Here is a 25,671-nt window from a genome sequence, read left to right as displayed (position 1 = left end):
CTGGGGTAATCGACGGCTCTCGCCTCCACCGGCAGGATCAAGTGCATCGACGGGTACCCCCGCCGGGATCCCGGCCGCAGCCGCGAGGAGAGCGCAATGTTTGTCAAGTCCACAAGGAACAAGCCGAGTTCAGCCACCATCGCGAGTTCCGTCGCCGAGGCCACCCGGGCCGTCGTGCAGGAGTTCCTTGCCGCCCGGGTGGCCGGGGACACCGGGCGGCTCGTCGCGCTCTTCGCCGGCGAGGTCGACTGGTTGCTGGCCGAGAACCCGGCCGTCCCGTGGATCCGGCCGCGGTCCACCGCCGCCGAATGTGCTGCCCAGTTCACGGAGCTGATGGAGCACACTGTCCCCGAGGACGCGCGCGCCTCCGTCGACACCTTCCTCGTCGACGGCACCGACGCGGTCCTGATGGGGCACCTGTCGGGGACCGTACGAGCGACGGGAAAGTCCTTCGAGGGCCCGTTCGCGCTGCACCTCACCGTCGAGGACGGCCGGATCACCCGGCACCACCTCTACGAGAACAGCCTGTCGATCGCCGAGGCCTGCGCCCCGTGAGGGCGCAGGCGGCAGGCGGACTTGGTGCCGGGCCGGGCCCGTGAAGGCCGATACGTGAAGTGTGCGTGCGGACCTCGGAGGGCATGGCAACGCCCGTGCCGCCACCGCACCCGCCGAGCCCCTCTGCAACACCACGCGCTCGATGCCGGACGGTGAGGAACCCGTCATCTTCCACCAGTGCGACGCGGGACACCGCCCGGCCGTCAGGACGTGTCCGGAGGGGCGCCGCAGACCGTCGTACGCAGCACGGACCGCACTTCCGGTCCGTACAACCGAGAACGGGGGATCCGGCACACGATCCCAGAGAAGACCGACAGCCAGGCCGCAGCCACGCCGCCCGCCTGTGTAAAGGCTCACGCGGCGGCCGGCCACCAGGCTTCGACGAAGAGCGGTACAGGAAGCGCCACACCATCGAACGGACCATCAACCGACGGAAGCAACACAGGGCCGCGGCTGCCCGGTACGACAAGCGCCGCCACGTCTACCGCAGCACCGCAACCGCCGCCGCCCTCACCATCTGGCTCCGAACGTGGTCTCCCGGACAGTCCTGGTGGTGGGAGTCGCTAGACCAGCTGGGGGAACTGGGCGGGAACAGAGGGTGTTCGACGCCGTGGACAGAGGCCGGTGTACACGGCTTTCCGCTAGACAGCACCCCATGATCGTTGACAGTTGCAGCGGATCGGCGGCCCGCCGTCGATCTGTGTGCGAGGCGGGATGTCCGCCGAGAGTGGAAGGGAGCAGTCCATGTCGTCGAGACCGGTCTTCCGACTGAACCGACGTGCGCTGCGTGCGGCGCGGGAGTGGTCGCGCACGGCGGTCGTCGCGCTCACCGTGACACTGACCATCGCCGCCACGGCCGCTGGGGCGGGTGCCGAGCCGCAGCCCAACGTCCCGCCCACGTCCAGCAGCTCCTCGCGGCCGGCCGCCGCGGGGCAGGAGGAGAGGCGGGTACGGCCGGACGGCCAGGTGGATACCCGGACCCTGCCCGAGCCGCGGCGCGCCGCTGGGGAGGAAGCGAAGCCGTTCCTGCCCGCCCCGAAGCCCGCGCGTGCGGCGCAGCGGGTGCCCAGCCGACCGGTCACGACCGGGCTCCTGACCCCGAAGGCGGCCCCGGGCACCGCGTCCTCGAAGGCGGTGCCGTCCACAGCCGTTCTCGAGCGGCTGAAGACGTTCACGACGCTCGGGAACGTGAACAGCCGTATTCCGTCCGACGCGCAGCTCGCGGTGGGGCCCACGTACATCGTCGAGATGATCAACCGCAGCGGGCAGATCTACGACAAGGCCGGCAACACGGTGGGCGGCCCCTTCGACCTGGGTGCCTTCTTCGGCTTCGCGACGAACTCGGGAACTGACCCGCGGGTGCACTACGACGCCGCAGCAGGCCGCTTCTACGCCTGCTACGAGTCCAACGTGGCCGGCGGTGACGAGATCCAGCTGGCGGTCAGCGACGACGACGACCCGAACGGTACCTGGACCCGCTACAACGTCGGCAGCAACACCACGAACATCCAGCACGACCAGCCCAAGCTCGGCTACAGCAACAACAAGGTGACGCTGAGCTGGAACAACTACGACAAGGCCCGTACCGGCGATCCGGACAGCGGATTCCGGGGCGTGGTGACCGTGGTGGTCAACAAGGCCGAGCTGGTGGCCCGCGGCACGATCACCTTCACGACCTTCGCCCCCGACACGGCCAAGTTCCAGGTCGTTCCGGCCGTTTCGCTGTCGGGGATCGACGACCAGCTCGCGATGCGGCGCGACGACGGCGGCACGGACGTGCAGGTGGTCACGATCACCGGCGTGCCCGGCGATCCCATGCAGCCGGTCGCTCAAACCGAGAACACCATCGCCATCGGAGCCGCCGACACACCGCCGGATGCCACCCAGCCGTCGGGGGGCGACGCCAACATCAATGCCAACGACGGCCGGATGCTGTCGGTCGCCTGGCAGAACAACCGCCTCTGGGGCGTCTTCAACGTTTCGTGCACCCCGCCCGGCGACACGACCGCCCGCGCCTGCCAGCGCTTCATCCAGGTCTCGACCAGCGGCGGGCAGAGTCTGGCGACCAACTTCAACCTCGGTCTCGTGGGCGGACACATCTACTACGGGTCGGTCGTGATGAACGACGAGGACGACCTGTTCGCGGGCTTCACCGCCTCCTCGACCAGCATGTTCCCGACCGCGGTCGCGATCGGAGTCCCGGGCGGCAACTTCCCCGGCACGACGGTCGGCGACTTCTACGCCGCGGGCACGCAGGCCTACTCCGCCGGATTCCGCTGGGGCGACTACTCGGGCATCGCCCGTGACCCCAGCCACCCCAAGGACGTCTGGACGGTCCAGCAGATCGGCGGCCTGGCCGGCGGCGACTGGGGCACCGCGATGGACCGCGTCACGCTGTCCCCGCCCACGGTCACCGGCGTTACCCCGAACCACGGTCGCGAACTGACGTCGTGCGTCAACACCGTGACGGTGCGGGGTACGGAGTTCCCGACGAGCGGCACCACCGTCAAGTTCGGCTCCGTATCGGCCTCGAACGTGAACGTCATCGGGCCGGAGGAACTGACCGCGGAGGCACCGCCGCAGGCGCGGGGCACCGTGGACGTCACCGTGACCACTCCCAACGGCACCAGCCCGACCAGTGGCGCCGACCAGTACACGTACGACGCGGACACCTCCGCGCCGACCGCCTCCGCGAGCATCTCGCCGTCGCCGAACGCCGTCGGCTGGAACACCACCAGCCCGGCGACGGTCAACATCAGTGCCGGTGACGGGGCCTGCGGCTCCGGGATTCAGAAGATCACCTACAGTGCGAGCGGCGCCCAGCCGATCGCATCCACCGACGTGTCCAGCGCCAGTGCCGCCGTGCCGATCACGGCGAACGGCGTGACCACGGTGACGTACACCGCCACGGACAACGCCGGAAACACCTCGGCGCCGCAGACGATCACCGTGCGGCTCGACACCGTGGCGCCGTCGATCACCATCGTCCGACCGGCGGCCGGCACCTACCTGTACCGTCAGCCGGTCACCGCCTCCTACTCGTGCACGGACGCCACTTCCGGGGTGGCGAGCTGCGTCGGCACGGTTCCCAACAACAGCCCGGTCAACACCTCGACCCTCGGCTCGCACACGTTCACGGTGAACGCCAAGGACGTAGCCACCAACCCGGCCACGAAGAGCGTCACCTACAACGTGGCGTACCGGATCTGCCTGCTCTACGACCCGAACCGGCCGGTCCGCCTCCTCGGTCAGGTCGTGATCAGCCTGCGGATCTGCGACGCGAACGGCAACAACCTCTCCAGCCCGAACATCACCCTGACGGCCAGCCGCATCACCGGCCCCGTCACGAGGCCGGTCACCGGCCGGTTCAACTACACCCCCCTCCTCTCCTCCTACAGCCTCCCCGTCAGCACCCGGAACCTGCCCAACGGCAACTACAACCTCGAGTTCACCATCAGCGGAGCGGACACCACGACCCATGTAGCACCGTTCACGCTGCGCTGAGACACATCGGACAGCACCGGCCCGGACCCGAACCTCGGGTCCGGGCCTTCGGCCGCCCAGCGGGATGTAGCCGGGACCCCTCCCACCGGAGAGCCAAACCATGTGTCGTGCGGTCCGGGGCCACCGTGTATGCCCACGCCGGCCCGGTCCCGGCGCATCCGACGCAATGCCGTCATCTCGCTCGTCGCCTCATCGTTCCTTCTGGGGGCCACGGTCGTCCTCACGCCTGCCGCCACCGCGGCACCCGCTCCGGGGACGTGCACAGTCATGACCGAGGGCAACGGGACGCGGGTGGTGATCAGTGGTTGCGGCTGGGAACCCGACCAGGCAGTGTCCCTCAACGATGTTGACTCCACTCAGCCGCTGAGCCCCCGCGCCAGGATCAGGCCGCGGACGGGCGACGGCCCGCTCGAGGCCACCAAGGAGGGGCAGGGCATCATCATGCGCGTACCCCTCGAAGGCGGCGGCCGGCTCGTAGTCGAACTGACCCCGGACGAGGCCGATGCCCTCGCCGACGCACTCACGAACGTGTCGAATGATGTAGATGGTCAGGGAGACTGAGAAGTCAGCCGTCTTCACGATGGGCGCGGCCCCGTCAGCTCTTCTCCAGCTTCACCTTCGGCAGCACGCGGGCCAGCGGGGCGGGCATCCACCAGGTCCAGCGGCCCACCAGTTGCATGGCCGCGGGCACGATCAGCAGGCGGATGACGACCGCGTCGACGAAGATGGCCACCGCCATGCCGAAGCCGGTCTTTTGGCTACCGGGCGCCGTGAGGTCTCGTCGCTGTCCGGTGAGTCCGGTGAGTCCGGTGAGTCCGAGGCCGTACGGCTGCGGGCGGCCCGGAGGCACCCCTATCGCTCCGGCGTCAGCTGAGCCGGTTGCTCAACCGAATCGACAAGGAGCGGCCGGGCTACGGGTACGGCGCCAGTGGTGCGGCTACCGAGCGGCCATGGGCGCGAGTCCGAGGTCGGCCAGTGCGGACGCGCCCGTCGCGGCGTGCGCGCCCCCGGCGAGCAGGAGGGTGCGCGCCCACTGGTAGCGGCAGCCGGCCGCCTCGAACGCCGACGCGGTGGCGAGCAACTGGGGCAGATCGCCGCCGAGCAGTGCCTCCGCCCGGTCCACCAGGGCGGTGGCGACCGGGTTCCCGGCGACCACGGCCCGGGCGGCGGCGACCCGGCCCCGGGCGTCCGGGTGCCCGGCGAGGACCGCTGCCTCGGCCCGGAGCGCCGTGTACCAGTGCAGCCAGACCCAGCAGACCCACTTCCACACCTGCTCCGGCTCGGGCGCGATGCGCTCCAGGGCCGCGTGCGCGTCCCCGTGGTGGAGCAGGACCATGGCGTCGAAGACGGCGCCGTGGCCGTGGTGGTGATCCTCCTTGCTGCCTGTCCGGTCGGTGATCGTGAGCCAGGTCGCCCGGGCCTCGTGGTCGCCTCGCAAGCCGTGGATCATCGCGACGGACGCGGCGGCCGGACCGAGTGAGAACGACCGTTGCCGGCCGGCCTGCTCCCACGCGTCGAGGAAGCGCACGCTGCTGGTGAGCACCGCGTCGGCATGGCCCGCGAACGCGTCCGCGACCAGCAGCCAGGACGTGGCGTGGTCGCCCACCTCGGCCAGCTGCGGCTGGCCCGCGAGCTGGCTGCCCCACCGGCGGGCCGCCGACAGTTCGCCCGTGCCGACGGCGGTCGCGGCGGCCATGGCGAGGGCGTCGATCAGCTCGTGCGTCCGGGCAGGGGCGCTCGGTGCCGAGGTCAGGATGTCGATCCGGGCGCGGGCGGCGGCCGCGGCGGCGAAGCTCTCACCGGCCCAGCTCTGGGCGCCGGAGAGCGCGTCGAGGGCGGCGGACTGTGCCACCGGATCGCCCGCGCGCCGGGCGAGTTCGACGGCCCGTTCGGCGCACGCGACGGTGTCCGGTGCGGTGTTGTCGGGGGCGCCCTGGACCGCGCCGAACGCGTCCGCGACCACCGCGGCTTCGGCCAGCGCGAGAGCCGCCTCGGCGGCCGGGTCGTCGTCACCGGTCAGCTCGCGGGCCGCCGCGAGCAGGCCGGTCACCTCGTCCACGGGCGGAACCCGGCTGGTGAACGTGCTGGAGAAGCGGTAGGCGGCGGTGGCGGCAGCCGCCAGGTCGCGGGCGGCCCCGGCGGCGTCCCCGGCCCGGCGGGCGGCTTCGGCGGCGGCCCGGTGCAGGCGGTACATGTCGTCGCCGAGCCTGCGGCACCCGGCCACCCCGGCGGCCTGCCGCAATGCGGCGGCAGCGTCGGCGTCGGCAGCGAGCAAGGCCGCCTGTTCGTACCGCTGTTGGGCCTCGCCCAGCAGGTTCCGGGTGAAGGCCAGCTCGGCCATGGACAGGGCGAGACGGCACGCGTCCGCGCGCTGCTCCGGCCGGCCCGCGGCCCAGGTCAAGGCGGCCCGCAGGTCCTCCGCGACCGCGTCGAACCGGGCTCGCCAGTCCGAGCCGCCGTCTTCCTGGAGGCCGGCCGCACCGGCCAGGCCCCATGCCAGGTGGCGCGATCGGACGTCGCCGAGCTCACCGGCGTCGGCGAGCCGCTCCGTGCCGTACTGACGGAGGGTCTCCAGCGCCTGGTAGCGGGTGCCCGTGTCGGACGGTGTCACGGCGAGCAGGCTCTGCTCGGCGAGCCTGCCGAGCCCGTCGGCGACCGCGGCCGTCTCCAGAGGGGCGAACCCGGCCACCCCGGCGGCCGCCTCGGCAGTGAACGGAGCGACGAACGCCGACACCCGGCGCAGCAGTGCCCGGTCCTGCGGCTCGAGCAGGTCGTGGCTCCAGTCGAGGACGGCCCGCACCGACCGGTGCCTGCCGTCGGCACGGGGGCCGCCGGCGAGGATCCGGAGCTGGTCGCCGAGGCCGGCCGCCAGGCCGTCCAAACCGAGCGTGGACCACCGAGCCGCCGCCAGTTCGATGGCCAGCGCCATGCCGTCGAGCCGTTCGCACAGCACCGCGATCCGGTCGCGTTCCGCCGGAGCCGGGGCCCTGCCGACCGCCGCCGCCCGCTCCAGGAACAGGGCCACCGCCTCCGACTCGCCGCCGCCGACGCGCGACAGCGGCGGAACCGGGAAGACCCACTCGAAGGGCACCATCAGCCGCGCCCGGCTGGTCGCGAGCACCCGTATCCCCGGGCAAGCCACGAGCAGCCGTTCCAGGAACGGCGCCACCCCGTCGCGCACCTGCTCGCAGTTGTCCAGTACCAGCAGCGCCTGACGGTCCGCCAACGCGGCCACCAGCGCGTCGTCGATGCCACGCCCGGGCTGCTCGCCCACGCCCATGGCCGCCGCGACCGCCGAGCCCACCCGCCCGGGATCGGTGACCGGGACCAGGTCGACGAAGCACACCCCGTCGGCGAAGTCGCCCGCCACGTCAGCCGCCACCGCCAGCGCGAGCCGCGTCTTGCCCACCCCGCCCAGACCGACGGCGGTCACCAGCCGACGTACCGTCACCGCTGCGGCCAGCTCCCCGCGTTCCCGTGTCCGGCCGACGAACGCCGTCAGCGGGGCCGGGAGCGCGGGTGCCGGGCGCGCCTGCCCGGCGCGCGTCGGTTCGCTTGCGTGCCGGGACAGCGCCCGCCGGTCCGGCACCTCCAACTTCCTGAGCAGCGAGGAGACGTGCGACTCGACCGTCCGTACGGAGATGAACAGCCGCGCGGCTATCTCCGCGTTGCTCAGGTGCTCCCCGAGCAGCTCGAGCACGTCGGCTTCCCGAGCCGAGATCACTGAAGTGGACACCGGGCCATTATCCGTAGTGCTTTCCGTGGTCAGCACGGAGGCACCCCGTACCCCGCCCGGGGGAAGCTGTGATCACAGGGAACGAGCCCGGCGGACCACACCGGGCCGATCGGTTCCGCGACGACAGGAGTGACCGTGACCAGCTCTTCCACCCAGGGGATGAAGACCGTGCTGCATCCCGTGTCCGACCTCGCCCAGGCCAAGGCGGTGTACGCCGCGCTGCTCGGTGTCGCCCCGCAGACCGACGGGCCCTACTACGTCGGCTTCGAGGCCGCCGGCCAGCACGTCGGCCTCCTCCCGGGCGGCGGACCGCAGGGCCTGACCTCGTCGCTGGCCTACTGGCACGTGCCGGACATCGAGGCGAAGCTCGCCGAACTGACGGCCGCGGGCGCCACCGTCAAGGAGCCCGCGCACGACGTCGGCGGCGGTCGCCTGGTGGCCACCGTCATCGACCCCGACGGCAACCTCATCGGACTGTTGCAGGACTGATGAGCACCCCGCCCCGCTCCCGCGCACAGCGCCGTCGCGACACCGAGCACCGGCTCAGCCACGACATCGACGTCTGGGTGGCCAGTGCCTCGGCGGACGGCGCCCCACACCTGGTACCGCTGTCCTTCGACTGGGACGGCGAGGCGCTCTTGGCGGCCACCCCGGCAGAAAGCCCCACCGGCCGGAACCTGGCCGCCACCCGGACCGCTCGGCTCGCCCTCGGCCATACCCGCGACGTCGCCATGATCGAGGGCCACGTCGAGGTCCTCGCCATCGACGCACTGCCGCCGCACCTGGGTGACCGGTTCGCCGCACGCTCCGGCTTCGACCCGCGCTCCCTGACCACCCGGTACTGCTGGTTCCGTATCACTCCTCACCGCATCCGGGCCTGGCGGGAGGAGAACGAGCTGGCCGACCGTGAGCTGATGCGCGACGGTCGCTGGCTGGTCTGACGCCTCGCCCGGTCCCGCCGCACGGCCGAGGGGCCAAACCCTCCCGAGCCGGTGGCACGGCCCGGGCAGGGGCCCGTAAGGCCCCTGCCCGAGATTCACACATCCAGAGCCTCAAGAGGGAGATCCACCATGAGCAGCACCGACAACCGCGCACACGAGGGATTCACGGCCGAGGAGCGAGCCGCGATGAAGGACCACGCGCAGGAACTCAAGAAGGCGGCCCGCCGCGGCTCGAAGGCGGACAAGGCGGCGCAGGAGGAACAGGACGTGCTCGCGAAGATCGCGGAGATGCAGGACGCGGACCGGACCATGGCCGAGCGCATCCACGCCGTCATCACCGCCACCGCCCCGGTCCTCGCGCCGAAGCTCTGGTACGGGATGCCGTCCTACGCGCTGGACGGCAAGGTCGTCTGCTTCTTCCAGAGCGCGGAGAAGTTCAAGGCGCGCTACGCGACGCTCGGGTTCAGCGACCAGGCGAAGCTGGACGACGGCCCGATGTGGGCGGCCGCCTTCGCCCTGACCGAGGTGACGGCCGAGGTGGAGGCGCGGATTGCCGCACTCGTGAAGCAGGCAGTGAGCTGAGACGCACCTGGTAGGTGACCCTCGTCGCCTCCTGCTCCGCCCTGCAGGCGGCAGGAGGCCCGAAGGGCGGCCAGGGCACACTCGCATAGGCGACGGCAACGCCCGAACTGCCCCAGCCCGCGCAGTGGATCCGCCGTTTGCGGCTGGTGCCGATCCTGCTGGCTCATTCGGTCACGCGGCGAGGGAGAGGTCGAGGCCCTATACGGGACAAGCCTCAGCGGACAGCACCCCTGGTGTCCCCAACGCTGTGCCAGTGAAGATCCGACGCTTACTCGCATCCCTGGCCGTCGTGGCCCCGTTGCTCGCAGCAGTCCCCACCACGGCGGAAGCCGCTCCGCCACCGCCGCCCAACCGGGAGATCTGCAAGCGCCCCGGCGGCTATTACCAGCACAAGCAGGACGGCCGCTACTTCCATCAGTGCGACAACGCCTACCGCCCCTACCGGCACCGGTGTCCCGACGGCCTGCTGTTCAACGAGGAGGCCCGGCCCGGGCCGGTCTGCGACTGGCCCGACCAGGTCTACACCCACGGCCCGCGCCCCGCCGCGACCGCGCTGCGGGCCGAGCCCGCCCTCTACGACTCCGCCAAGCGCCAGGTCACCGGGCTCACCGCGATCATGAAGCAGGGGCTCATCGGCGAGAAGATCACCTTCACCACGATGACCGGCGTGGCGCTGTGTACCGCGACCACGGACAAGCCCGGCGGGTCCAACACCCCGGGACCCGACACCGTCCGCACCGCGTCCTGCAACAGCAAGACCGGGCTGACCATCCCGGCCGAGACCCTGCTGCGTGGTTACAAGGCGGTGTACGCCGAAAACTCCGAGATCTTCCACCCGGACCAGGCCACCGGGAGCATCAAGCGGGCCGGCTGCGCGAATCGGTATGGATGAACGACTTCCTCTTCGACGCGGCGAACATCATCAACTGGCAGAACGACGTGGTCTCCCTGGTCAAGGAAAGCAACCAGCACCACGTCAACAACCTCGTGTACATCCTGCAGAACCAGAACCGGTGCAGCCTGCAAGAGGCCGTCGACACCGCGTACGGCATGGCCACCGGCCTGAACGAGAAGATCTTCCGAGCGCAGCGGGAACTCCCCGGGATGATGGACGTCTTCCGCCTCGACGACATCGAACGCGACCACGTCCAACGCTGGTTCGACGGCGTCCTGCTGGCGCTGGGCGGCTGCATGGAATGGCAGGAGATCACCCACAACCGAAAACATGCATGGTCGCGACCGTGGTGGCCGCCGCTCTCCTGGTACCCGTGTCCACTGCATCTGCCGACGGTCCTCCCGACCACGTCGGTTTCGTCAAAGCAGTGCGGGACGATCCCATCGGCTTCGTCAACTGGAAGCTCGAACTCCCCGTCCCGGACCAGTACAAGGTGATCGCGAAGCCCCTCGTGAAGTGAGTCCGAGCGCGCGTGCCTGACCGGGCCGTGCATGCCAAAGCTGTAAAAGCCTGCAGGCCGTGCCGGTCGAGTTCCATGGAGCCGAGTTCGTCGAGGCGGAGCAGGTCGACGCGGCCGTAGCGGGCGACGGTCTTGCAGCTACTTCTCGTCGGCAGTCTTCACTCCTGACCGCTGCTGAGTTCAGGAGCCTTCGATCGGCCCGGCCCGGTCCCATCCAGGCGCCCGCACGTCGATCGTGAGACTTCCCGGCCCGACCTCCTCACCGCAGGTCCGGCACGTCGACGTCAGATCGAGGTCGTGCTCGGCGTCGTGCTCGGAGCCGGGACCGCCGCGATGCCGGAAGGCGACCGGTGGAGTGTCCACCGCCCAGCGGTCGCCCCAGGCCAGCAGCGCGCGCATCACCGGTGCGAGATCGCGGCCGGCCTCCGTGAGGTGGTATTCGAAGCGCAAGGGGCGCTCGCTGTAGGCGCGGCGCTCGACCACGCCCGCCTCTTCCAGTGCGCGCAGTCTGGCGGCGAGGCGGTCGCGCGGGGCGCCGGTGTTGCGGACGATCCGGTCGAAGCGCTGGTTGCCGTAGAAGATCTCGCGGATCGCCAGGAGGGCCCAGCGCTCGCCGACGAGTTGCAGCGTGGCGGCCACGGAGCACGGCCGACCGGGCACTTCGGGGTGCGGAACCGAGTTCTCGCTCTGCTTCGCGTTCGAGGTCATGCCCCCATCCTCTCCCGAGTCCGTTGTGTTTTCAAACTCACACGACTAGCCTCCGATCATGACAGTTGGAATTTCAAACTCGCCAAGAGCGTCCCGAGCCGTGTTCGCCACGGTCGCGACCGCCGTCTTCATGTCGAACCTCGACCTCTTCATCGTCAACGTGGCGCTCCCGGCGATGGGCCGCTCGTTCGGCGGCAGCGGCCTCGGCTCTCTCTCCTGGGTCCTCAACGGCTACGCGATCGTCTTCGCGGCGCTCCTCGTAGTCGCCGGCCGCGTCGCCGACCGCTCCGGCCACAAGCCGGTCTTCCTGACCGGACTGGCGGTGTTCACCCTCGCCTCGGTCGGCTGCGCACTCGCTCCCGACGTCGGAACGGTGGTCGCGGCACGGCTCGTGCAGGCCGCCGGCGCTGCGATGCTGATACCGACGTCGCTCGCGCTGCTGCTCGACACGACGGCGCCCGAGAAGCGCGCCGGGGCGGTGCGGGCCTGGGCGTCGATCGGCGGGATCGCCGCCGGACTCGGGCCGGTGGCCGGCGGGCTGCTGGTCGAGGCCGGATGGCGCTGGGTGTTCATCGTCAACGTGCCGGTGGGGATCGCGGCGTTCGCACTCGGTGTCAAGGTGCTGCCGTCGCCCGGACGCGCTGGGGCGCGGAAGAGTCCGCTGCCCGACCTGTTCGGCGCCGCCCTTCTCACCGGATCGATCGCAACGCTCGCGCTCGGCCTGGTCCAGGCTCCCGACTGGGGTTGGACGAGCGCCGGCACCCTCGGGGCCCTGGCTGCCGCGGTACTGCTCGGCGTCTGGTTCGTCCTGCGCTCGGCCCGCCACCCCGTGCCGATCGTCGAGCTGCCGTTGCTCCGGGTTCCGGCCTTCGCATCCGCCGCGGCCGCCCTGACGCTGTTCACCATCGCGTTCGCCGGAATGCTGCTCGGCGCGGTGCTGTGGTGCCAGGGCGTATGGGGCTACTCGGCTCTGCGCACCGGCCTCGCCATCGCGCCCGGACCCTTGCTGGTGCCGCCGGTCGCCTTGCGGATCGGGCCCGCCGTCGCCAGATTCGGTGCGGGCCGCATCGCGCTGGCGGGAACGGTCCTGTTCGCGGCCGGCATCCTGTGGTGGGCCGCGACGCTCGACACCGGCTCGTCCTACGCCGCCTCGCTCCTGCCCGGCATGATGCTGACCGGTCTCGGCGTCGGCATGACGCTCCCGGTCCTGACCGGGGCGTCGGCGGCCGCCCTGCCGCCGGCCCGCTTCGCCACCGGCTCGGCCATCACCTCGATGGGCCGCCAGATCGGCGCGGTCCTGGGCGTCGCGATCCTGGTCGGCATCCTGGGCACCCCGGCCCCCGGACACGCTGCCGCCGCGTTCCGGCACGGCTGGTACGCGGTCGCCGTGGCGTCCCTGCTCGCCGCGTGCGCGACGGTCCCGCTCGTCCGCAAGCCGCGACCGGCCGCCGACAAGGCGGCCGACGTCGCAGAGGCCGCGAAGGTCGGCGCCGCCTGAGAAGAGAGTCCCGTCCGTCGATGGACGGACGGGACTCACGCTCGCCCGAAGAGCCTCGACGTGGTCCGGAGGTGCCTGGTCAGAGCCCTGCACCGTGTCGTCCGATCCACGACGGACCAGGCCGTGCCAACACCTCCGCTCACGCATCGTTCACGCATTCGGCCGCGCCGCGCTCGCCGAGGGGTGTATCCGAGAGGTGACCCTGGCGTGGCCCGGTTGTCGTGTCGTTCAGGCGGCCGGGATCGTCGAGGTTGGGGTGTTCCAGCCGGAGATCCTCAGGTGAGGGGCGGATCCGCGCCGGTCCGCGGTCCGGTAGGTGGCCGTGAGGGTGGCCGATTCGCCCGGCCAGAGGCTGATCCCGTTGTCGCTCCACCGGACGGGCAGGACGGGTGTGCCGTCGGCCGTCACCAGGTGGAGATCGGTCAGCAGGGCGGGGGTGCCGCCGGTGCCCGCGTGGCGTACGGTCACGGTCGTCGTGGACACCCCGGAAGGACTGTCCGTCGTCGATCCGGCTGCGGTGACGGGTACTTGCCCCATCGTCCGCAGCCCTCGCAGATCGGCGAAGGACGTCGTGGGCGTGTGGTACCAGTCGGTGTGGTTGCGGTCGAGCACGTCCGGACGGGTGGAGAGCCAGTAGACGTTGCGGCTGACCTCGCGACCGGAGCTGTCGGTGAGGAGCAGACGGGCCAGGTGGGTCGGCGACAGCCCGGGGACCGAGGCGGGGAGGGTCAGCGCGGTGCTACTGGCCCCGCCGCCCGCGACCTTCAGACCGTTGACAGACCGGTCGTACTTCGCCGTGCCGTCGGTGTTGAAGAGGGTGACCCGCGCGGTGAGCCCGGAGGCCGCGGAGGTACGGCTGTTCACGACCGTCACCGAGCGGTCGTCGTACCCGTACTGGACGTGCAGCGGCTCGTTGGCCTTCTTCGCCCCGTAGTAGGCCCCGCCCTGGTCGAGGTAGCGGTCCACCAGCTGCCAGTGCAGGGAGGTCCAGCCGCTGTTGAACATCCAGTAGATGACCCCCGTCGACGGCGCCGAGGCGTCCTTGGCGTTGCGGGAGTACGCCTCGAACTGGGCGCGGACGTTCTCGTACTGGGCGAGCTGAGCCGTGCGCACGTAGTCCTCCAGGCCCGTCGGAGGTCCGTAGCGGCCGGCGAGTGCGGCGTCGTACAGCTTCAGCGTCGAGAACGTCGCCGAGGGGGAGCGGTGGTACTGGGCGGCTGAGGGGTTCCTCCACAGGGTTTCCAGCTCAGCCGGGGACATCATGCGGCGCAGCGTGTCGAGGGTCGGGACGGACGGGCCGGCGCTCGTCTCGGAGTTGAAGCCGGTGGCGCCGCCGTCCCGCTTCTCGTACCAGTAGCCGGGCGGGACCCAGTCGTAGGGCCCGGTCATCTTCATCCCGGAGCGCCCGGTGACCGGCGCGGAGGCGTCGGAGGCGGCCGGGACCACCGGGGGCGTCCAGTCGGCGGCCTCCAGCGCTTCCAGGTATCCCTTCTCGATCTCCGCGTTCGGTGCGGCGTCGCTGCCGATCAGGAAGGAGATGACGCTGGGGTGGTGGCGCAGCCTGGCTGCTTCGGCGGCCATGGAGGCTCTGGCGACGAGGTGGTCGGCGGCCGTCCACCGCTCCCCGCTGCCCGCGCGGTTGACCTCGCCCTCCCATTTGTCGCAGCACTCCCAGCCGGGCAGCGTCAGGATGCCGTACCGGTCGGCGAGGTCGAAGAACTCGTCGGGTTCGATGTGCCCTTCGAGGCGGAGGGTGTTCAGGCCGAGGTCGAGGGCGTACTTGAGGCGGTCCTCGACGTAGGTGCGGTCCCAGCGCAGGAACTCGTCGGGGGACCAGCCGCCGCCCTTGACCAGCAGCGGGCGGCCGTTGATCCGGTACTGGCGGTCGCCGTCGGCGTTCAGCGGCGCCCGTACGTCGCGGATGCCGAAGGACTCGTGCCCGGTGTCGGAGGTCCGGCCGTCGACCGTCGCGGTGACGTCGAGGTCGTACAGCGGCTGCCCGCCCATCGAGGCCGGCCACCACACGCGCGGCGCGCGCAACCGCAGGGCGGGATGGGCGGCGGGGGAGAAGACCACCGTCTTCACCTCACGGGGCGCCAGTGTGACACTGCCGCTCACGGTCGCCGGACCCGCCGTCGCGGACACCGTCGTGGTGACGGTGGCAGCCGAGTCGTTGCGCACCCGGGCCTTGACGGTGAGTTCGGCCGAGGCCATCGAGGGCATGTCCAGGGCGGTCACCACGTGTACGTCGCGCAGGGCGACCGGCCCGCCACGGCGGACAGTGACGTCGCGGACGATGCCCATGTTCTCGTCGGGCGGCGGCTGGAGCCAGTCGAGCCAGCCCATCGTGAGCTGCTTGCGCGGGTTGTTGGGGTGGACCCGGAAGGCGACCGTATTGGTGCCCGCCCCGATCAGGGCGGTGACGTCGAATTCGTGCCGGGTGTACGCGCCGGCGACCGTGGCGGCTCCGGCGACCCGGCGGCCGTTGACGAAGACGTCGGCGGCGGAGATCACTCCGCTGAGGTCGAGGTACGTACGGGCGGTGGTGTCGGCGATCGTGAAGTCCGACCGGAACCACCACGGCACGGCGAAGTCCGCGGCCGGGATCAGCTTCTGGCGGGTGGAGTAGAAGGGGTCAGGATGGACGCCCGCGGCGAGCAGCGCCGCGAGGACGGTGGAGCGGGGCCCGGCCGGGTACCAGCCGGTGATCCCGTAGCCCGGCCGGGAGACGGCCTCGGCCGGGTCCGTCACCTTGGCCGTCGACTGGATCGCGTATCCGGACAGGGCCGTCGTACTGCCAGGGGCCCCGGCGACCGCGGTCGCGCGCGGGACCGGAGCCGGATCCGGGGTGGGAGCCGCCCGGGTGGTGCCCGCGGTCAGGGCGAGGATCAGACCGAGGACGGCCACTGCCGTGGTCCTTGCGCGGACGGAGGAGAGGCTGCGCAGCACGGGACCTCCGGGAGGGGGGCGGGTCCGGACCGGCCCGAGTCTGACACGGGAGTGCGGGTACGCAGTGCGGACAACCCGCGCAGGGTCACACAGGTGGAGTACCGACCCCGGGTAAGGCCTCCCCGAGGTCGCCGCACCCGGCCGGTGACGGCCGGAAGGCCGAGCCGTCAGCACCGTGACGAGGGGGCTGTTCGGCGGCGCTGTGGCGCGCCGAGGAGGTCGACGTAGTGGCGCCGGTCCCAGAAGGGGCCGGGGTCTTCGTGCATGCCCGGGATGATGCGGCGGTGGGGCCGGGCACGTTGTCGTGGCCGAGGATGTGCTGGCGGTCCAGCGGGACACCGTACTTCTCGGCCCGGTACGCCACGAGCCGGGCGGAGGACCGGTACATCCGCTCCGAGTACCAGGTGTCCGGCAGCGTGAGGAAGGAGGATGCCTTCCGCCGGCGCCACGACCAGGACACCTTCTGGTGCGGGCTGCTGCTCGGCGGCCGCGGTGGGCAACTCGGGACAGCGCTGCATACCGACCGCGCATGTCACTTCGCGCACCATCCGGGCACCGACGGGCTCTGCGGGGTGGCGGTGTTCAGGTCCGGGCTGCCACGGCGGCCGCGGCCGCGTCCAGGATGCGGTGCAGGACGGGGACGGGGATCGCCGGATTGGTGACCGCCGAGCATGCCGTGTCGCGGTCGTGCAGCAGGCTAGAGCAGGACGCGGGCCGGCAGCCGCGGATTGCGCATCGCGGTCTCGCGGACGTGGGCCGCTGGATCGTTCAGCAGCCGCACCGCGTCGGTCGGTGACAGCCGGGTGTCCTCGGCCGCGCGGCGGCGCACCTCGGCTTCTGGGTCGCGGGCGAGGCGTGCGACGTCGGCAGACGTGGACTCCGGATCGTCCAAGGCCAGGCGGCGCATCCGCCCATCAGGGTCGCCGGCGTAGCGCAGCAGCCCCGTACGGGGGAAGTTGGGGTGGCTGCGGGGGCGGTCGGGGTGAGTGAAGCTGCCGTCCCACCAGCGCCAGACCTCCAGCAGCATCCCGGCCGGCGCGCCATCGCACGATTCGGCGAGGAACAGGCGGACCGTCCGGTCCTCGTCCCGAGCCAGACGCTCCACGACGTCCGGTGGAAGATCCTGGGCGCGGGCCACGCTTCGGCGGATGAGCGGATGGGACGAAACCGCGAGGCGGCGCATCGCGTCGGCGTCACCGTGCAGGCCCTCGACCCAGGGCAGAGTGCGCGACATCGACGTCGGGTCGAAGTCGTAGCGCACCGCGGCACGCTGCTCCTCGTCGAGGTCGGGCCGCAGCGCCACCGCCGAGCGGATGTCGCCGTACGGGTCCTCCGCCAGGACGGCGACGCTGTGAGCACTGAGCCGCGGGTTGGCGGCCAGCGCTCGGCGTACCTCCGCGTCCCCCTCCCGGACCAGCTCCGCCTCCAGCTCGGGCGAGAGACGGCACTGTTCGAGCGCGCGCCGGGGCGCGGGCAGCGCGGCAAAGACCTCGCGAGGCATGGGGACGCCCTTGTGGTGGGCGAGCAGTGCCGCCGTACGCACCGCGTCGTCGGTGTCGGCCAGCAGCCGCGCCCGCAGCGGCGCGGCGAGGTCTTCCCACCGGGCGCAGGCAGTCGTCCGCACCCGGGGATCGGCGTCGGCGGCGAGGCTGGGGAGGTGGTGTGCGGGGAGCCCCGGGAGCTCGGCGGCCTGAGCGCGGGACGGGCCGGCGAGGAGGTCGTCGTACAGGTCCCCGGGCAGTTCGACGCCCCAGGCGCAGGCATGCTCGGCCCAGAGCACGCGTCGGCTCGGCGACGGTTCGGCGCGGACCAGGCGTACCCATTGATCGGACGTGAGCTTGGGCCGGAAGGTGTCCGCAGGACTCGAACGCACCTGCGGATCGGGATGCGCCACGGCGGCGTCGAGTACGGCGGGCCGGTCGCAGCCGTGCAGGAAGCCCACCTCCACATCCAGCAGCCGGATCAGCAGCTCGTCCGGCGCGGCCGGATTGGACCCGATCCACTCCGCCCAGTGCAAAGGCCACGCCGGCCGGCCGGGCACCACTGCCCACACCTCGGCGCGCTCGACCTCCGTCTCGCGCCCGGCTGCCGCGGCGGCCTCCTCCAGCCGCTCCGGCAGTCGGTCGAGGGCCGTCACCCGAGGCCCGTCCGCGCCGGGCACCTCCGCCAGCAGCACCTGCCCGTCGAGGGAGAGCGCCACGAACCCGGGGTCGCCGGTCAGCCCCGGCACACCGCCGCCGGCGTAGCGGACCCGGGTCCACCAGGAGTCGTTGCCGCCGATCCGATGTCCGAGGACGGCCACCAGGAACTCTCCGTCGGCATCTGCAAGGCGGCGCCACCACGCGGCGTCGAGCGCTTCCCGGACCGCGCCGTCCGGCGCCGCGATCCCCCGCGCGATCCGCCAGCCGGCCTCCGGCGGGAACAGGCTGCCCGGGCGCATGTCCTCGACGACCGTGAGTCCGGCGCACGGGAGCAGTTCGTGGAGTTTCTCTCGGTGTTGCACGCGGTCATGATCCCCGCCGACTCGCGGTGGGACAAGCTGCCCGGGGGCACTGCTCGGGCGCGCCGTGCATGCAGCATCCCGCGCCGCGGACCCCTGCGACAGAGCACCGCTCCGTAGGACCTGACCAGCTCCGAACGTGTTGCGGCCCCGAACGCGATCCCCACCTGGACCCGACCAGGCTGGTGTGGCAGACGCCTGCGGGGGCAGCCATCTTCCCCGTCACCGGTACGCCGGGATCCGGGCGTACCGGGCCGATGCCCGAAGCCGCCCAGCGCTCCTCCAGCGCGGCCATGACGGCGCGGACGGTGTCCTCGTCCCCGCCGGTGATGTCCAGCACCACCAGGCCGGGCTCCGCGATGTGCTGCTCGTCGATTCATGGCCGTGCGTCGGGCGGGTGTACCGGCCTGGGCGAGGCCAACGTCAGCGTCGTCCACAAGCAGCGCAACGTGGCGGAACGATGCTTCAACCGCCTCAAACAGTGGCGAGGCATCGCCACCCGCTACGGCAAAACCGCCGAGTCCCACGAAGTAGCCGTCACCCTGGCTGCACTCCTCATGTGGGCGTGAACCTCATGCCCGTCTCCTGTGGTGCCGCCGAGGAGACGACCGCGATCAACGCGTATCGAAACCCAGACGATTCGGGACATCGCCCATTGTGCAGAGCGCCGTGACCTGCTCCTCCAAACGGCTCAGGGCGTCCGTGAGGGAAAGTTGATCGATCCGCTCAAAATAGAGGGCGTGGACACCGGCGCCGAACTCTCCCAGGGGTCGTTCAAGGTCGACATCCACCATGGCTTCAACAATGCACCCGGCCGAGGTGGTGGTCACACCTGCCGAGAAGCGCAGCTCACTGACATCCGAATCGCCCTCCGCGAAGAAGCCGAAGCAGTGGTGGGTCCTCAGTTCAGGTCCCGCAGCGTGCTTTTCGATCAAGATGGCAGGCACCAGCCCAGACCCATCACCGAAGTTGTAGGCGATGTAGAGCTGAGTGGTGAAATCGTCCAGCTGCTTGTGCAGCCGATGCATCGTGGTCAGCAAGAGAGCTGTGCTTTCGGCATCGTCCGCGCCGGTGACGTTCAACATCGGTGAATCATCGCCCAGGCGCAGCAGCGCTGGCACGCGGGTTTCGCCCACCAGGCCGCCCCGTCCTCCACACCGTTCAACCCCAACCTCACGGTCCGTTTTGACGACACGGCAGATCTTTGACCCGCCGTGGTCACGTCCGGCTCACAGACACCGCCCCGCACCGGTCCTGTCCTGACCAGGCCCGTACGGGGCGGAAGGGGTGCCGTGTCGGCGCACACGCTGCTCTGTCAGGCAGAGGGCCCCACGGGCCTGCTGTCGACCGTCGACCAGCTCTTGCGCGGCTACACCGCCACCTACACCGGAAGCCGTCAGATCACCGGCGCCACCGCCAAGGGAACCGTCACCCTCCTCCAGCCACAGCGGTGCGCGCCCCTCTGGCCAAGCTGGTCCGCAGGCACCTTGGCCGGGGCCCTCGTCCGCCGTGCGGGCCGATCCCGCCGGCGGTCCGCCCGGCGTGCTGGGCGCCTTCGGGGATCGACTCCCAGTCCCCGAGGCGCCCACGTCCGGCACGATCGCGGCCAGGCGCGCCCTGTCGTCCAAGAGCTGGGCGAGGTAGGCGTAGTTGCGATGTCCGTGTTCGCGCCAGTGGGGGAGGGGTTACTGAGCATCCGGCCGTCGCATTCTGAGTACCCGCACTCATTCCCCGGCGTCGCCGGTCTTCCAGACTTGGTGCGTCACCACAGGTCAGCGCCAGGGAGTCCGACATGTTCGCAGCATCCGCACGCCAGAGGACGGCTGTGCCGAACAGGGCCCTCGTGGTGGCCGCGGCGGTCCTTTGGGCCGTCACCGGGTCGGCAGTGGGGTTGATCCTTTTTGTCGTGGCCGCGCTGAGTCTGTTGGGCGCGGCGACCGGTGGGGACATGACCGAACTGGTGCTCTGGCCGGTGTGTATCGTCGGTGGCGCGGGCACGGTCCTCACCCTGCTCTACTTCGCCCCTGGCATCCGGCGTCTGTCGCGCGAGGCCCGCTTCACTCTGCTGGGCGCCCTGGCCTGCCCCGCGCCCCTGGCCTTGGTCATCTACGTCATGACCCGCTGAGCGTGCCCCCGTCGGTGGAGCCGGGGGTACGGCGATGCCAACGAGGGCCCGTGCCGGGGTCACTGAGTTCGACCAGATGCCTTCGACGGGGTTCAGGCCGGGTACGCAGGGCGGCAGGTGGTAGACGGTGAGCCAGTCGTGTGTGTCGATGAAGGCCCGCATGCGGCGGTCTTCGTGGACGTTGAGGTTGGCCGGCGTCCGGGTCGCGTAGCGGGCGCAGGGCTCGGTGCGCCCGGTGCGGACGGCCGCCACGGCTACGCGGGCATGTCAGGGGCGTGTGCTCTTGGCCGTGGGGCGGCGGCCGCGGCGGGATTTGCCCCAGGGCTTGTAGATCGACAGTGCCGTCGCCGTGACCAGCAGTCCCAGGGCGATGCTCATGACGATCACCAGCTGCAGGCTGAGGGATTCAGGGGCCTTGCCCACCTCTGCCTGTTCGCGCAGCCAGTGCTGGAGGAAGAAGTGGCCGTTCAGCATCAGGGCGACGGTGATGACGAGCTTGGTCACGATCCAGTAGTACTTCAGCACGCCCCACTGCGTCGCCGCCGAGAGGATCAGGCCGGTCAGCAGGGCCGTCCAGGCGATACCGGCGATCAGTTCGATCCCGAGGATCTCCATGACGACGCGGGTTGCGCGGACGACTCCGGCGTCGTCGGTGGTGAGGCCGGCCAGCCCGAGAATGAGCTGGGCGATCTCGATTCCCACCCAGCCGACGGCCACCGTCACATGGAGGGTGAGGATCGCCTTGCGCCATCGCTGGGGCAGGCGTCGAACCTTTCCAACGGCGGGCGGTGTCCGGGGTGTCCGGGGTGTCTGGGGGTGGGGTGCCGGGCGGGCTGCGGCCTCTGCGCTGCCCGCGCTCGCGACGGTCCCGGGGTGCTTCCCGCTCGTGGTCCGCGTCATGTGTCATGCCTCCGGTCGTCGTCGCCCAGGCCGCCGGCGAGGGCGGCGCGGTGCGAGCCATGGGTGGGTTCCCGGTTGCCGGGCCTGGGGGATCTGCGGTTCTCACGTACGCCCGGCGCTACGCCGAGCGCCAGGAACGCGCATGCGGGGGCCATCGTGACGCCCGCGCTCACCACGGCCGTGGTGGCCGGGGTGGCGAAGGTGAGGCCGGCCGCGGCCGCGGCGGTGACCAGCGCGACGACGGCACCGTACGCGGCGACGGTGAGGCGGATCAGGCGTAGCCGCTCAGGCTCCGGTCGTCGGGTACGGCTCAGAAGCCAGGCCAGGGAGGGCAGCAGCAGGACGGCGTGCATGGTGACGGCATGGGCGGGGCGCAGGAAACCCGCTGCCCGGTAGGCCTCGGCCGCGCGGCCCGCTCCCTCCAGCGTCAACCCGTAGGCGATCATCACCGCTCCAGCCGCCATGGAGCCGGTGAGCGCCACCAGTCCGGCGCGGAGCGCGAGCCGCATGCTGGGGGCGGCTCTCGGGTGGGGCCGCAGTGCGGCGACGGTGAGTGCGACGACGACCGCGATGAGGGTGACGCCGCCGGCCGCGAGGGCGCGCGTCACGAAGGTGTCGAAGGTGGTCTCGGTGTTGAAGTGCGAGGGGACACCGCGCCACGCCTGCAGGGTGATCAGACCGGTCTCCAGCAGGGACGCCGCGGTGAACGCGCCCAGGAGGAGGGTGCGGGTGCGCGCGGCGAGCGGGAGGAGCCGGCAGATCCAGGTGACGGTCAGCACGCTGACACCGAAGGACAGCCCGAAGGTGAGCGGCTTCCGCCAGGAGACGGGGCCGTCCCACGGGCCGCCGGCGAGCAGGAGGACGACCGTGTGGAAGGCGGCGGACGCGAGCAGGAGAAGGGCCGCGCCGACGGGGATCTGCCAGGCCGAGCGCGATCGTACGGGCGAGGCGGCGGTGATGCGTTCGTCCGCGGTGATGTGCTCGCCTGCGGTCATGTGCTCGCCCGCGGTCATGCGTTCGTCCGCGGTGCGGTCGGGCGCGAGCGGAACAGTGCGAACGCGGCCCACACCAGCCATGCCGTGCCACCGAAGCGTACGACGGGCAGCAGGTAGCCGAAGTCGATGGCGAGGAGCGTGAGGGTGGCGGCCAGTCCGGCGGCGGCGATGACCAGCCCGGTGGTGGCGCAGGCGCGCGGCAGGAGCCCGCTCCCGCGGGCTGCCAGGCAGGTGCCTGCCGCCAGGAGGGCGAAGGACACGGCGTATCCGACACCGCCGGCGAGGAAGGACAGGTCCGCCAGGGCACGGGCCAGGGCTGCGGGTGCGTCTTCCGGAAGCCGGCCGAGGGTCCAGGTGAGCGCGGCGCTGGAGGCCAGTGCGCCACTGGCCAGTAGTCCGCCGGCGAGGACTGTCGCCGCCGCGGCGCCCTGGTCCTGTCCCTGCGCCTGCCGCACCAGCCGGGCCAGGGTGGCGGCCACGGGCACCAGGAGAACGGCGGCGACGAGCAGCAGGAAGGCGCCCAGGTCGATCGCCGTGCCGTGGTCGCGTACGTACTGGCTCAGGATGTCGCGGCCGGAGGCGTCGGGCTGCGGGGTGGCGCGGTTGGTGACGACGTACGCGGCGGTGAGCACGGCGTAGGAGAGCGAGACGGTGAGCAGCGCGACGGCGCCGCGCGGGCGCCGGGCCGCGCCCCGGAGCGAGGCCGCGTGGGACTCATGTACTGATGTGGGCATGACATCTCCTGGATCGTCGGTGAAGGGATTCGGCGTGGGATCCCGGCGGGTGGTGTGGGCGTGGAACCCCGGTGCGCGACAGCCAGAATGCCGCTGCGGGGGCGCCGTGGTCGTCCCGCGGCGGAAGGCGGTGCGGCTACTCCCTGGGGAGTAGCCGAAACCACCGACCCGCCCATGGACCCACGCATCGGTAGGCCGCCCGCACGGGACTAGAAGACCTGTGCACACGGCCTTGCTCGTCAGGGCTATCTGTGAACAGCCCAAATCCCGAAAGGAATACTGCACGGTTCAAATGACGCTCACCGCCAGCTGAGCGGACGGCGTGGAGTGCGGCCCGTCGTGAGGCGTATGCCAACGACCAGAACAGCCCCGACACCCTCATCGCGGTCTCCGCCGCCTCCAACCGGTCCAAGGCAGACAAGGATCCGGCGGAGTGGCTCCCGACGGACGATTCCTACCACTGCACCTACGCGGCGACCTGGGTGGGTACGAAGCTGCGTTGGGACGTGGCCGCGGACGAGGCCGAGCGCCAAGCCTTGCTGGGGATCGCGGAGGACTGCCCGACCACCACGGTGGTCTACGAGCCGGCCCGCTAAGCCGGCCCACGGCTACAGGGGTAAGGCATGGCATCCGGGGACGACATCGACGGCGAGCGGGAACTGGTACCTCGCCCCTCCCGGCGGCACGTACGTGCCGGGCTCCAAGGTCTCCTGGACGCCCCGCGTCGTCTGCGATCAGGGCCCGTGCACCTACGACACCGACTGGAGGCTTTCGGTCAGGGCCCTTTCCGACGCGGAGTTCCTCAACGAGGTGGGGTCTTCCTTCGCCCTGGTCAAGGGCCGAGACGGCGCCCACGTCGGGACCTGCACCGTGGACAGCCGCACCGAGGTGCGCTGCGCGTCCCAGGGGACCGGATCGGTCGGCACCGGGGACGACCTGCGACCCGCGCGGGAACTCGTTCTGAGGGTTGCGTCTTCGTCTTGTACGGCGACGGCTGAGGTGTTCTGGTTCGAGGTGGGCGGCACCGTCGAAGCCGGCCCGGACGACGACGTGATCACTCCCACCACCGGCGGGAGCTGCGAGCAGACGTAAGGGCGTACCTCCGGCAAGGCGATGGTGGCGGGGACCGTGCGCGGGGTCGGCCGGGAGGGCGGTCTGCCGGTCGGGTGGGTGGACGAGGGCGAGCGCCAGGTGCTCCTCGGCTTTGCGAAGGGCTGCCCGGTGACTTCCACCCGGCCCGCGTCTGCGGGGAGGGCGGCGATACCCGCTCTGCGGGGGTGGGTGGGGCGGTGCTGCGGCCGCTCGCTTTCATCGGGTGGGTGGACGGGCCATATAGCCGCGCTCGGACAGGACGGGCAGGCGGTAGCGATCGCGCGTGGACTCGTCGAAGTCGTCGAAGAACCCGTGGAGCAGGTCGGCGAGGTGGGCCAGGGATTGGACGGTGAAGAGGACGGGCTGGTAGCCGGCGACCTGGTACGGCATCCGGACCAGCTCGGCGAGGTCGAACGGCCGCAGGTCGGCCTGGGTGAACCGCCCGAGCTCGCCGTAGGAAGACAGCAGGGCCGCCCCGTACGCTCTGGGCCGCCGCCGCTCGAGAACGGTGCCGTATTCGAGGGTGAACCAGTACACGCGGCTGATCAGATCCAGCGCGTCGGCCGTCTCCACCCGGGCAGCGGCCCGGCCCACCGTGCGGTAGAGGTCGGCGAAGAACGGAACGGCGAGATGGATGCCGTGCCCGAACACATCGTGCAGGACGTCCGGTTCCGGCGTGTACAGGGGCATCGCTGGATGCCGTACGTACTGCACGGCATGGAAATACCCCTTGGCCATCGCGCCCAGGAAACGCTTGTTCGCAACGATCCCGCCTGCCAGCGTGAAGCGGAAGCCCGTCAGGGCCTGCAGCCGGTCGGAGACCTCCTCGTGCTGCGGGACACCGCCGGCCGGAATCGGCGCGACGCCCCGGCCCCCCAGAACTTCCCGGCAGGCCCAGAGGTCCTGCGCGCGCAGCAGCGCACCGTGCACGGCGCGCCAGGTGGCATGCTCGGCGTCGGTGTAGTGCACCTCGGGTGAGGGCTCGCCCACCGGGTGGCCCTCCGCCCGTTCGGCGATCAGGTTCCTGCGGCGCACGTAGGCCGGATCTGCGAAACCGGGATGTTCCCCGGCGCAGCCCACCGTGGTACCGCCCGCGTCCAGCGGGGTCAGACTCATCCAATCGATCATGAACTGCATCGTGGACCGCCACCCGCTTCACCGTGCTGGCCCCGCCGTACACCTCACCCACACCAGCGACCCGGCACCCGGCCGCGAGCACTCACCGAGTCGGCTCTTCTCAATGTTCCAGTCCAGGTGCGCGGCTCCTGTCGAGGGTCAGCGAATCTGTGAAGTCGTCAAGCTTCTGACGTTGTGCAGTTTGGTTGAGCGGGTTGCCGACTGGCTGGCTCACTGGATCTGCGCAGGAAGCGGTGCTGCCAGTCGTCTGACCTGCAGAGTTTCTAGCCTCGGGCCTGGTTGCGCAGGGTGGTTGGTTGT

The 25,671-nt window shown here is 71.2% G+C and carries 22 protein-coding genes and 5 pseudogenes; 13 read left to right on the top strand and 14 right to left on the bottom strand.

The window, feature by feature from the left end; genetic code table 11:
- Positions 1 to 96: 96 nt before the first annotated feature.
- From OOK31_RS00250 to OOK31_RS00240, 3 genes are all read left to right on the top strand, one after another.
- Positions 97 to 555: a nuclear transport factor 2 family protein gene (locus OOK31_RS00250; RefSeq protein WP_267010234.1), complete on the top strand. Its 459-nt coding sequence runs from the start codon at positions 97 to 99 to the stop codon at positions 553 to 555.
- Between the two features lie 744 nt (positions 556 to 1,299).
- A complete protein-coding gene (locus OOK31_RS00245) occupies positions 1,300 to 4,059 on the top strand; it encodes an IPT/TIG domain-containing protein (RefSeq protein ID WP_267010233.1) in 2,760 nt (919 codons plus the stop codon).
- Positions 4,060 to 4,422: 363 nt separating this feature from the next.
- Positions 4,423 to 4,620, top strand: a complete 198-nt coding sequence (locus tag OOK31_RS00240; protein ID WP_267011785.1) for a DUF3117 domain-containing protein — start codon at positions 4,423 to 4,425, stop codon at positions 4,618 to 4,620.
- Between the two features lie 34 nt (positions 4,621 to 4,654).
- Here OOK31_RS00240 and OOK31_RS00235 read toward each other — a convergent pair whose 3' ends face one another.
- Positions 4,655 to 4,909, bottom strand: coding sequence for a hypothetical protein (locus tag OOK31_RS00235; RefSeq protein ID WP_267011876.1), 255 nt, complete (start codon positions 4,907 to 4,909; stop codon positions 4,655 to 4,657).
- Positions 4,910 to 4,996: 87 nt separating this feature from the next.
- Complete coding sequence (locus OOK31_RS00230) at positions 4,997 to 7,795, bottom strand: LuxR C-terminal-related transcriptional regulator (protein WP_267010232.1); 2,799 nt, start codon at positions 7,793 to 7,795, stop codon at positions 4,997 to 4,999.
- 135 nt (positions 7,796 to 7,930) lie between these two features.
- Between OOK31_RS00230 and OOK31_RS00225 the strand changes: the two genes are divergently transcribed.
- From OOK31_RS00225 to OOK31_RS00205, 5 genes are all read left to right on the top strand, one after another.
- Positions 7,931 to 8,284 carry a VOC family protein gene (locus tag OOK31_RS00225; protein WP_267010231.1) on the top strand — a complete coding sequence of 118 codons (354 nt, stop codon included), beginning with the start codon at positions 7,931 to 7,933 and terminating at the stop codon, positions 8,282 to 8,284.
- Positions 8,284 to 8,736: a pyridoxamine 5'-phosphate oxidase family protein gene (locus OOK31_RS00220; protein ID WP_267010230.1), complete on the top strand. Its 453-nt coding sequence runs from the start codon at positions 8,284 to 8,286 to the stop codon at positions 8,734 to 8,736. Before OOK31_RS00225 ends, OOK31_RS00220 begins: the two co-directional genes overlap by 1 nt.
- A 129-nt stretch (positions 8,737 to 8,865) precedes the next feature.
- Positions 8,866 to 9,318, top strand: a complete 453-nt coding sequence (locus OOK31_RS00215; protein ID WP_267010229.1) for an iron chaperone — start codon at positions 8,866 to 8,868, stop codon at positions 9,316 to 9,318.
- Between the two features lie 253 nt (positions 9,319 to 9,571).
- Complete coding sequence (locus OOK31_RS00210; protein WP_267010228.1) at positions 9,572 to 10,210, top strand: chitin binding peritrophin-A domain-containing protein; 639 nt, start codon at positions 9,572 to 9,574, stop codon at positions 10,208 to 10,210.
- Positions 10,207 to 10,710, top strand: a complete 504-nt coding sequence (locus OOK31_RS00205; RefSeq protein ID WP_267010227.1) for a terpene synthase family protein — start codon at positions 10,207 to 10,209, stop codon at positions 10,708 to 10,710. Before OOK31_RS00210 ends, OOK31_RS00205 begins: the two co-directional genes overlap by 4 nt.
- Positions 10,711 to 10,783: 73 nt before the next feature.
- Here OOK31_RS00205 and OOK31_RS00200 read toward each other — a convergent pair.
- Positions 10,784 to 10,867 (bottom strand): annotated as a pseudogene (locus OOK31_RS00200) (AAA family ATPase); the annotation flags it as partial.
- A gap of 46 nt (positions 10,868 to 10,913) precedes the next feature.
- Positions 10,914 to 11,441 carry a helix-turn-helix domain-containing protein gene (locus OOK31_RS00195; RefSeq protein WP_267010226.1) on the bottom strand — a complete coding sequence of 176 codons (528 nt, stop codon included), beginning with the start codon at positions 11,439 to 11,441 and terminating at the stop codon, positions 10,914 to 10,916.
- 100 nt (positions 11,442 to 11,541) lie between these two features.
- On the opposite strand from OOK31_RS00195, the gene OOK31_RS00190 reads away from it, so the two are divergent.
- Positions 11,542 to 12,939, top strand: a complete 1,398-nt coding sequence (locus OOK31_RS00190; protein WP_267010225.1) for an MFS transporter — start codon at positions 11,542 to 11,544, stop codon at positions 12,937 to 12,939.
- Between the two features lie 228 nt (positions 12,940 to 13,167).
- On the opposite strand, the gene OOK31_RS00185 is transcribed toward OOK31_RS00190, so the two are convergent.
- The 4 genes and pseudogenes from OOK31_RS00185 to OOK31_RS00170 all read right to left on the bottom strand — a co-directional run bounded on the left by OOK31_RS00185 (position 13,168) and on the right by OOK31_RS00170 (position 18,728).
- Positions 13,168 to 15,846: an exo-beta-D-glucosaminidase gene (locus OOK31_RS00185; protein WP_267010224.1), complete on the bottom strand. Its 2,679-nt coding sequence runs from the start codon at positions 15,844 to 15,846 to the stop codon at positions 13,168 to 13,170.
- Positions 15,847 to 16,085: 239 nt separating this feature from the next.
- A pseudogene (locus OOK31_RS00180) lies at positions 16,086 to 16,312 on the bottom strand (N-acetylmuramoyl-L-alanine amidase); the annotation flags it as partial.
- Positions 16,313 to 16,585: 273 nt separating this feature from the next.
- On the bottom strand, positions 16,586 to 18,391 hold the full coding sequence (locus tag OOK31_RS00175) for a hypothetical protein (protein ID WP_267010223.1): 1,806 nt from the start codon (positions 18,389 to 18,391) through the stop codon (positions 16,586 to 16,588).
- Positions 18,392 to 18,395: 4 nt separating this feature from the next.
- Complete coding sequence (locus tag OOK31_RS00170) at positions 18,396 to 18,728, bottom strand: DUF6207 family protein (protein WP_267011784.1); 333 nt, start codon at positions 18,726 to 18,728, stop codon at positions 18,396 to 18,398.
- A 91-nt stretch (positions 18,729 to 18,819) separates the two neighbouring features.
- Between OOK31_RS00170 and OOK31_RS00165 the strand changes: the two are divergent.
- A pseudogene (locus OOK31_RS00165) lies at positions 18,820 to 18,957 on the top strand (transposase); the annotation flags it as partial.
- Positions 18,958 to 19,002: 45 nt separating this feature from the next.
- On the opposite strand, the gene OOK31_RS00160 reads toward OOK31_RS00165, so the two are convergent.
- On the bottom strand, positions 19,003 to 19,524 hold the full coding sequence (locus OOK31_RS00160) for a hypothetical protein (RefSeq protein WP_267010222.1): 522 nt from the start codon (positions 19,522 to 19,524) through the stop codon (positions 19,003 to 19,005).
- Between the two features lie 656 nt (positions 19,525 to 20,180).
- Here OOK31_RS00160 and OOK31_RS00155 point away from each other — a divergent pair.
- Positions 20,181 to 20,513 (top strand): hypothetical protein, encoded by a 333-nt coding sequence (locus OOK31_RS00155; RefSeq protein ID WP_267011875.1) that lies wholly within the window; start codon positions 20,181 to 20,183, stop codon positions 20,511 to 20,513.
- Between the two features lie 69 nt (positions 20,514 to 20,582).
- Here the strand turns inward: OOK31_RS00155 and OOK31_RS00150 are convergent.
- The 4 genes and pseudogenes from OOK31_RS00150 to OOK31_RS00135 form a co-directional block, all read right to left on the bottom strand.
- Positions 20,583 to 20,702, bottom strand: a pseudogene (locus OOK31_RS00150) (IS630 family transposase); the annotation flags it as partial.
- Positions 20,703 to 20,780: 78 nt separating this feature from the next.
- On the bottom strand, positions 20,781 to 21,236 hold the full coding sequence (locus OOK31_RS00145; protein WP_267010221.1) for a hypothetical protein: 456 nt from the start codon (positions 21,234 to 21,236) through the stop codon (positions 20,781 to 20,783).
- Between the two features lie 173 nt (positions 21,237 to 21,409).
- The gene (locus OOK31_RS00140) at positions 21,410 to 22,426 is read right to left on the bottom strand and encodes a hypothetical protein (RefSeq protein ID WP_267010220.1); all 1,017 of its coding nucleotides are present in this window, start codon (positions 22,424 to 22,426) and stop codon (positions 21,410 to 21,412) included.
- A complete protein-coding gene (locus OOK31_RS00135) occupies positions 22,423 to 23,142 on the bottom strand; it encodes a DUF4386 domain-containing protein (protein WP_267010219.1) in 720 nt (239 codons plus the stop codon). The genes OOK31_RS00140 and OOK31_RS00135 overlap by 4 nt, the downstream gene beginning before the upstream one ends.
- Positions 23,143 to 23,459: 317 nt before the next feature.
- On the opposite strand from OOK31_RS00135, the pseudogene OOK31_RS00130 reads away from it, so the two are divergent.
- Positions 23,460 to 23,738 (top strand): annotated as a pseudogene (locus OOK31_RS00130) (HNH endonuclease); the annotation flags it as partial.
- 94 nt (positions 23,739 to 23,832) lie between these two features.
- On the top strand, positions 23,833 to 24,234 hold the full coding sequence (locus OOK31_RS00125; protein ID WP_267010218.1) for a hypothetical protein: 402 nt from the start codon (positions 23,833 to 23,835) through the stop codon (positions 24,232 to 24,234).
- Between the two features lie 216 nt (positions 24,235 to 24,450).
- Here OOK31_RS00125 and OOK31_RS00120 read toward each other — a convergent pair whose 3' ends face one another.
- The gene (locus OOK31_RS00120; protein ID WP_267010217.1) at positions 24,451 to 25,350 is read right to left on the bottom strand and encodes a phenylalanine 4-monooxygenase; all 900 of its coding nucleotides are present in this window, start codon (positions 25,348 to 25,350) and stop codon (positions 24,451 to 24,453) included.
- Positions 25,351 to 25,671: the final 321 nt, after the last annotated feature.

Source organism: Streptomyces sp. NBC_00249 (assembly GCF_026342355.1).
In the GTDB taxonomy this organism is placed as follows: Bacteria; Actinomycetota; Actinomycetes; order Streptomycetales; family Streptomycetaceae; genus Streptomyces.
The sequence above is the reverse complement of the archived record's forward strand: the minus strand, read 5'-3'. Positions and strand labels throughout refer to the sequence as shown.

Bases quoted from the DNA above. Each gene is read 5' to 3' on its own strand.
- OOK31_RS00220 (WP_267010230.1), top strand. From the start codon at position 8,284: ATGAGCACCCCGCCCCGCTCCCGCGCACAGCGCCGTCGCGACACCGAG.
- OOK31_RS00245 (WP_267010233.1), top strand. From the start codon at position 1,300: ATGTCGTCGAGACCGGTCTTCCGACTGAACCGACGTGCGCTGCGTGCG.
- OOK31_RS00215 (WP_267010229.1), top strand. From the start codon at position 8,866: ATGAGCAGCACCGACAACCGCGCACACGAGGGATTCACGGCCGAGGAG.
- OOK31_RS00205 (WP_267010227.1), top strand. From the start codon at position 10,207: ATGAACGACTTCCTCTTCGACGCGGCGAACATCATCAACTGGCAGAAC.
- OOK31_RS00155 (WP_267011875.1), top strand. From the start codon at position 20,181: ATGTTCGCAGCATCCGCACGCCAGAGGACGGCTGTGCCGAACAGGGCC.
- OOK31_RS00135 (WP_267010219.1), bottom strand. From the start codon at position 23,142: ATGCCCACATCAGTACATGAGTCCCACGCGGCCTCGCTCCGGGGCGCG.
- OOK31_RS00250 (WP_267010234.1), top strand. From the start codon at position 97: ATGTTTGTCAAGTCCACAAGGAACAAGCCGAGTTCAGCCACCATCGCG.
- OOK31_RS00195 (WP_267010226.1), bottom strand. From the start codon at position 11,441: ATGACCTCGAACGCGAAGCAGAGCGAGAACTCGGTTCCGCACCCCGAA.
- OOK31_RS00140 (WP_267010220.1), bottom strand. From the start codon at position 22,426: ATGACCGCGGGCGAGCACATGACCGCAGGCGAGCACATCACCGCGGAC.
- OOK31_RS00120 (WP_267010217.1), bottom strand. From the start codon at position 25,350: ATGAGTCTGACCCCGCTGGACGCGGGCGGTACCACGGTGGGCTGCGCC.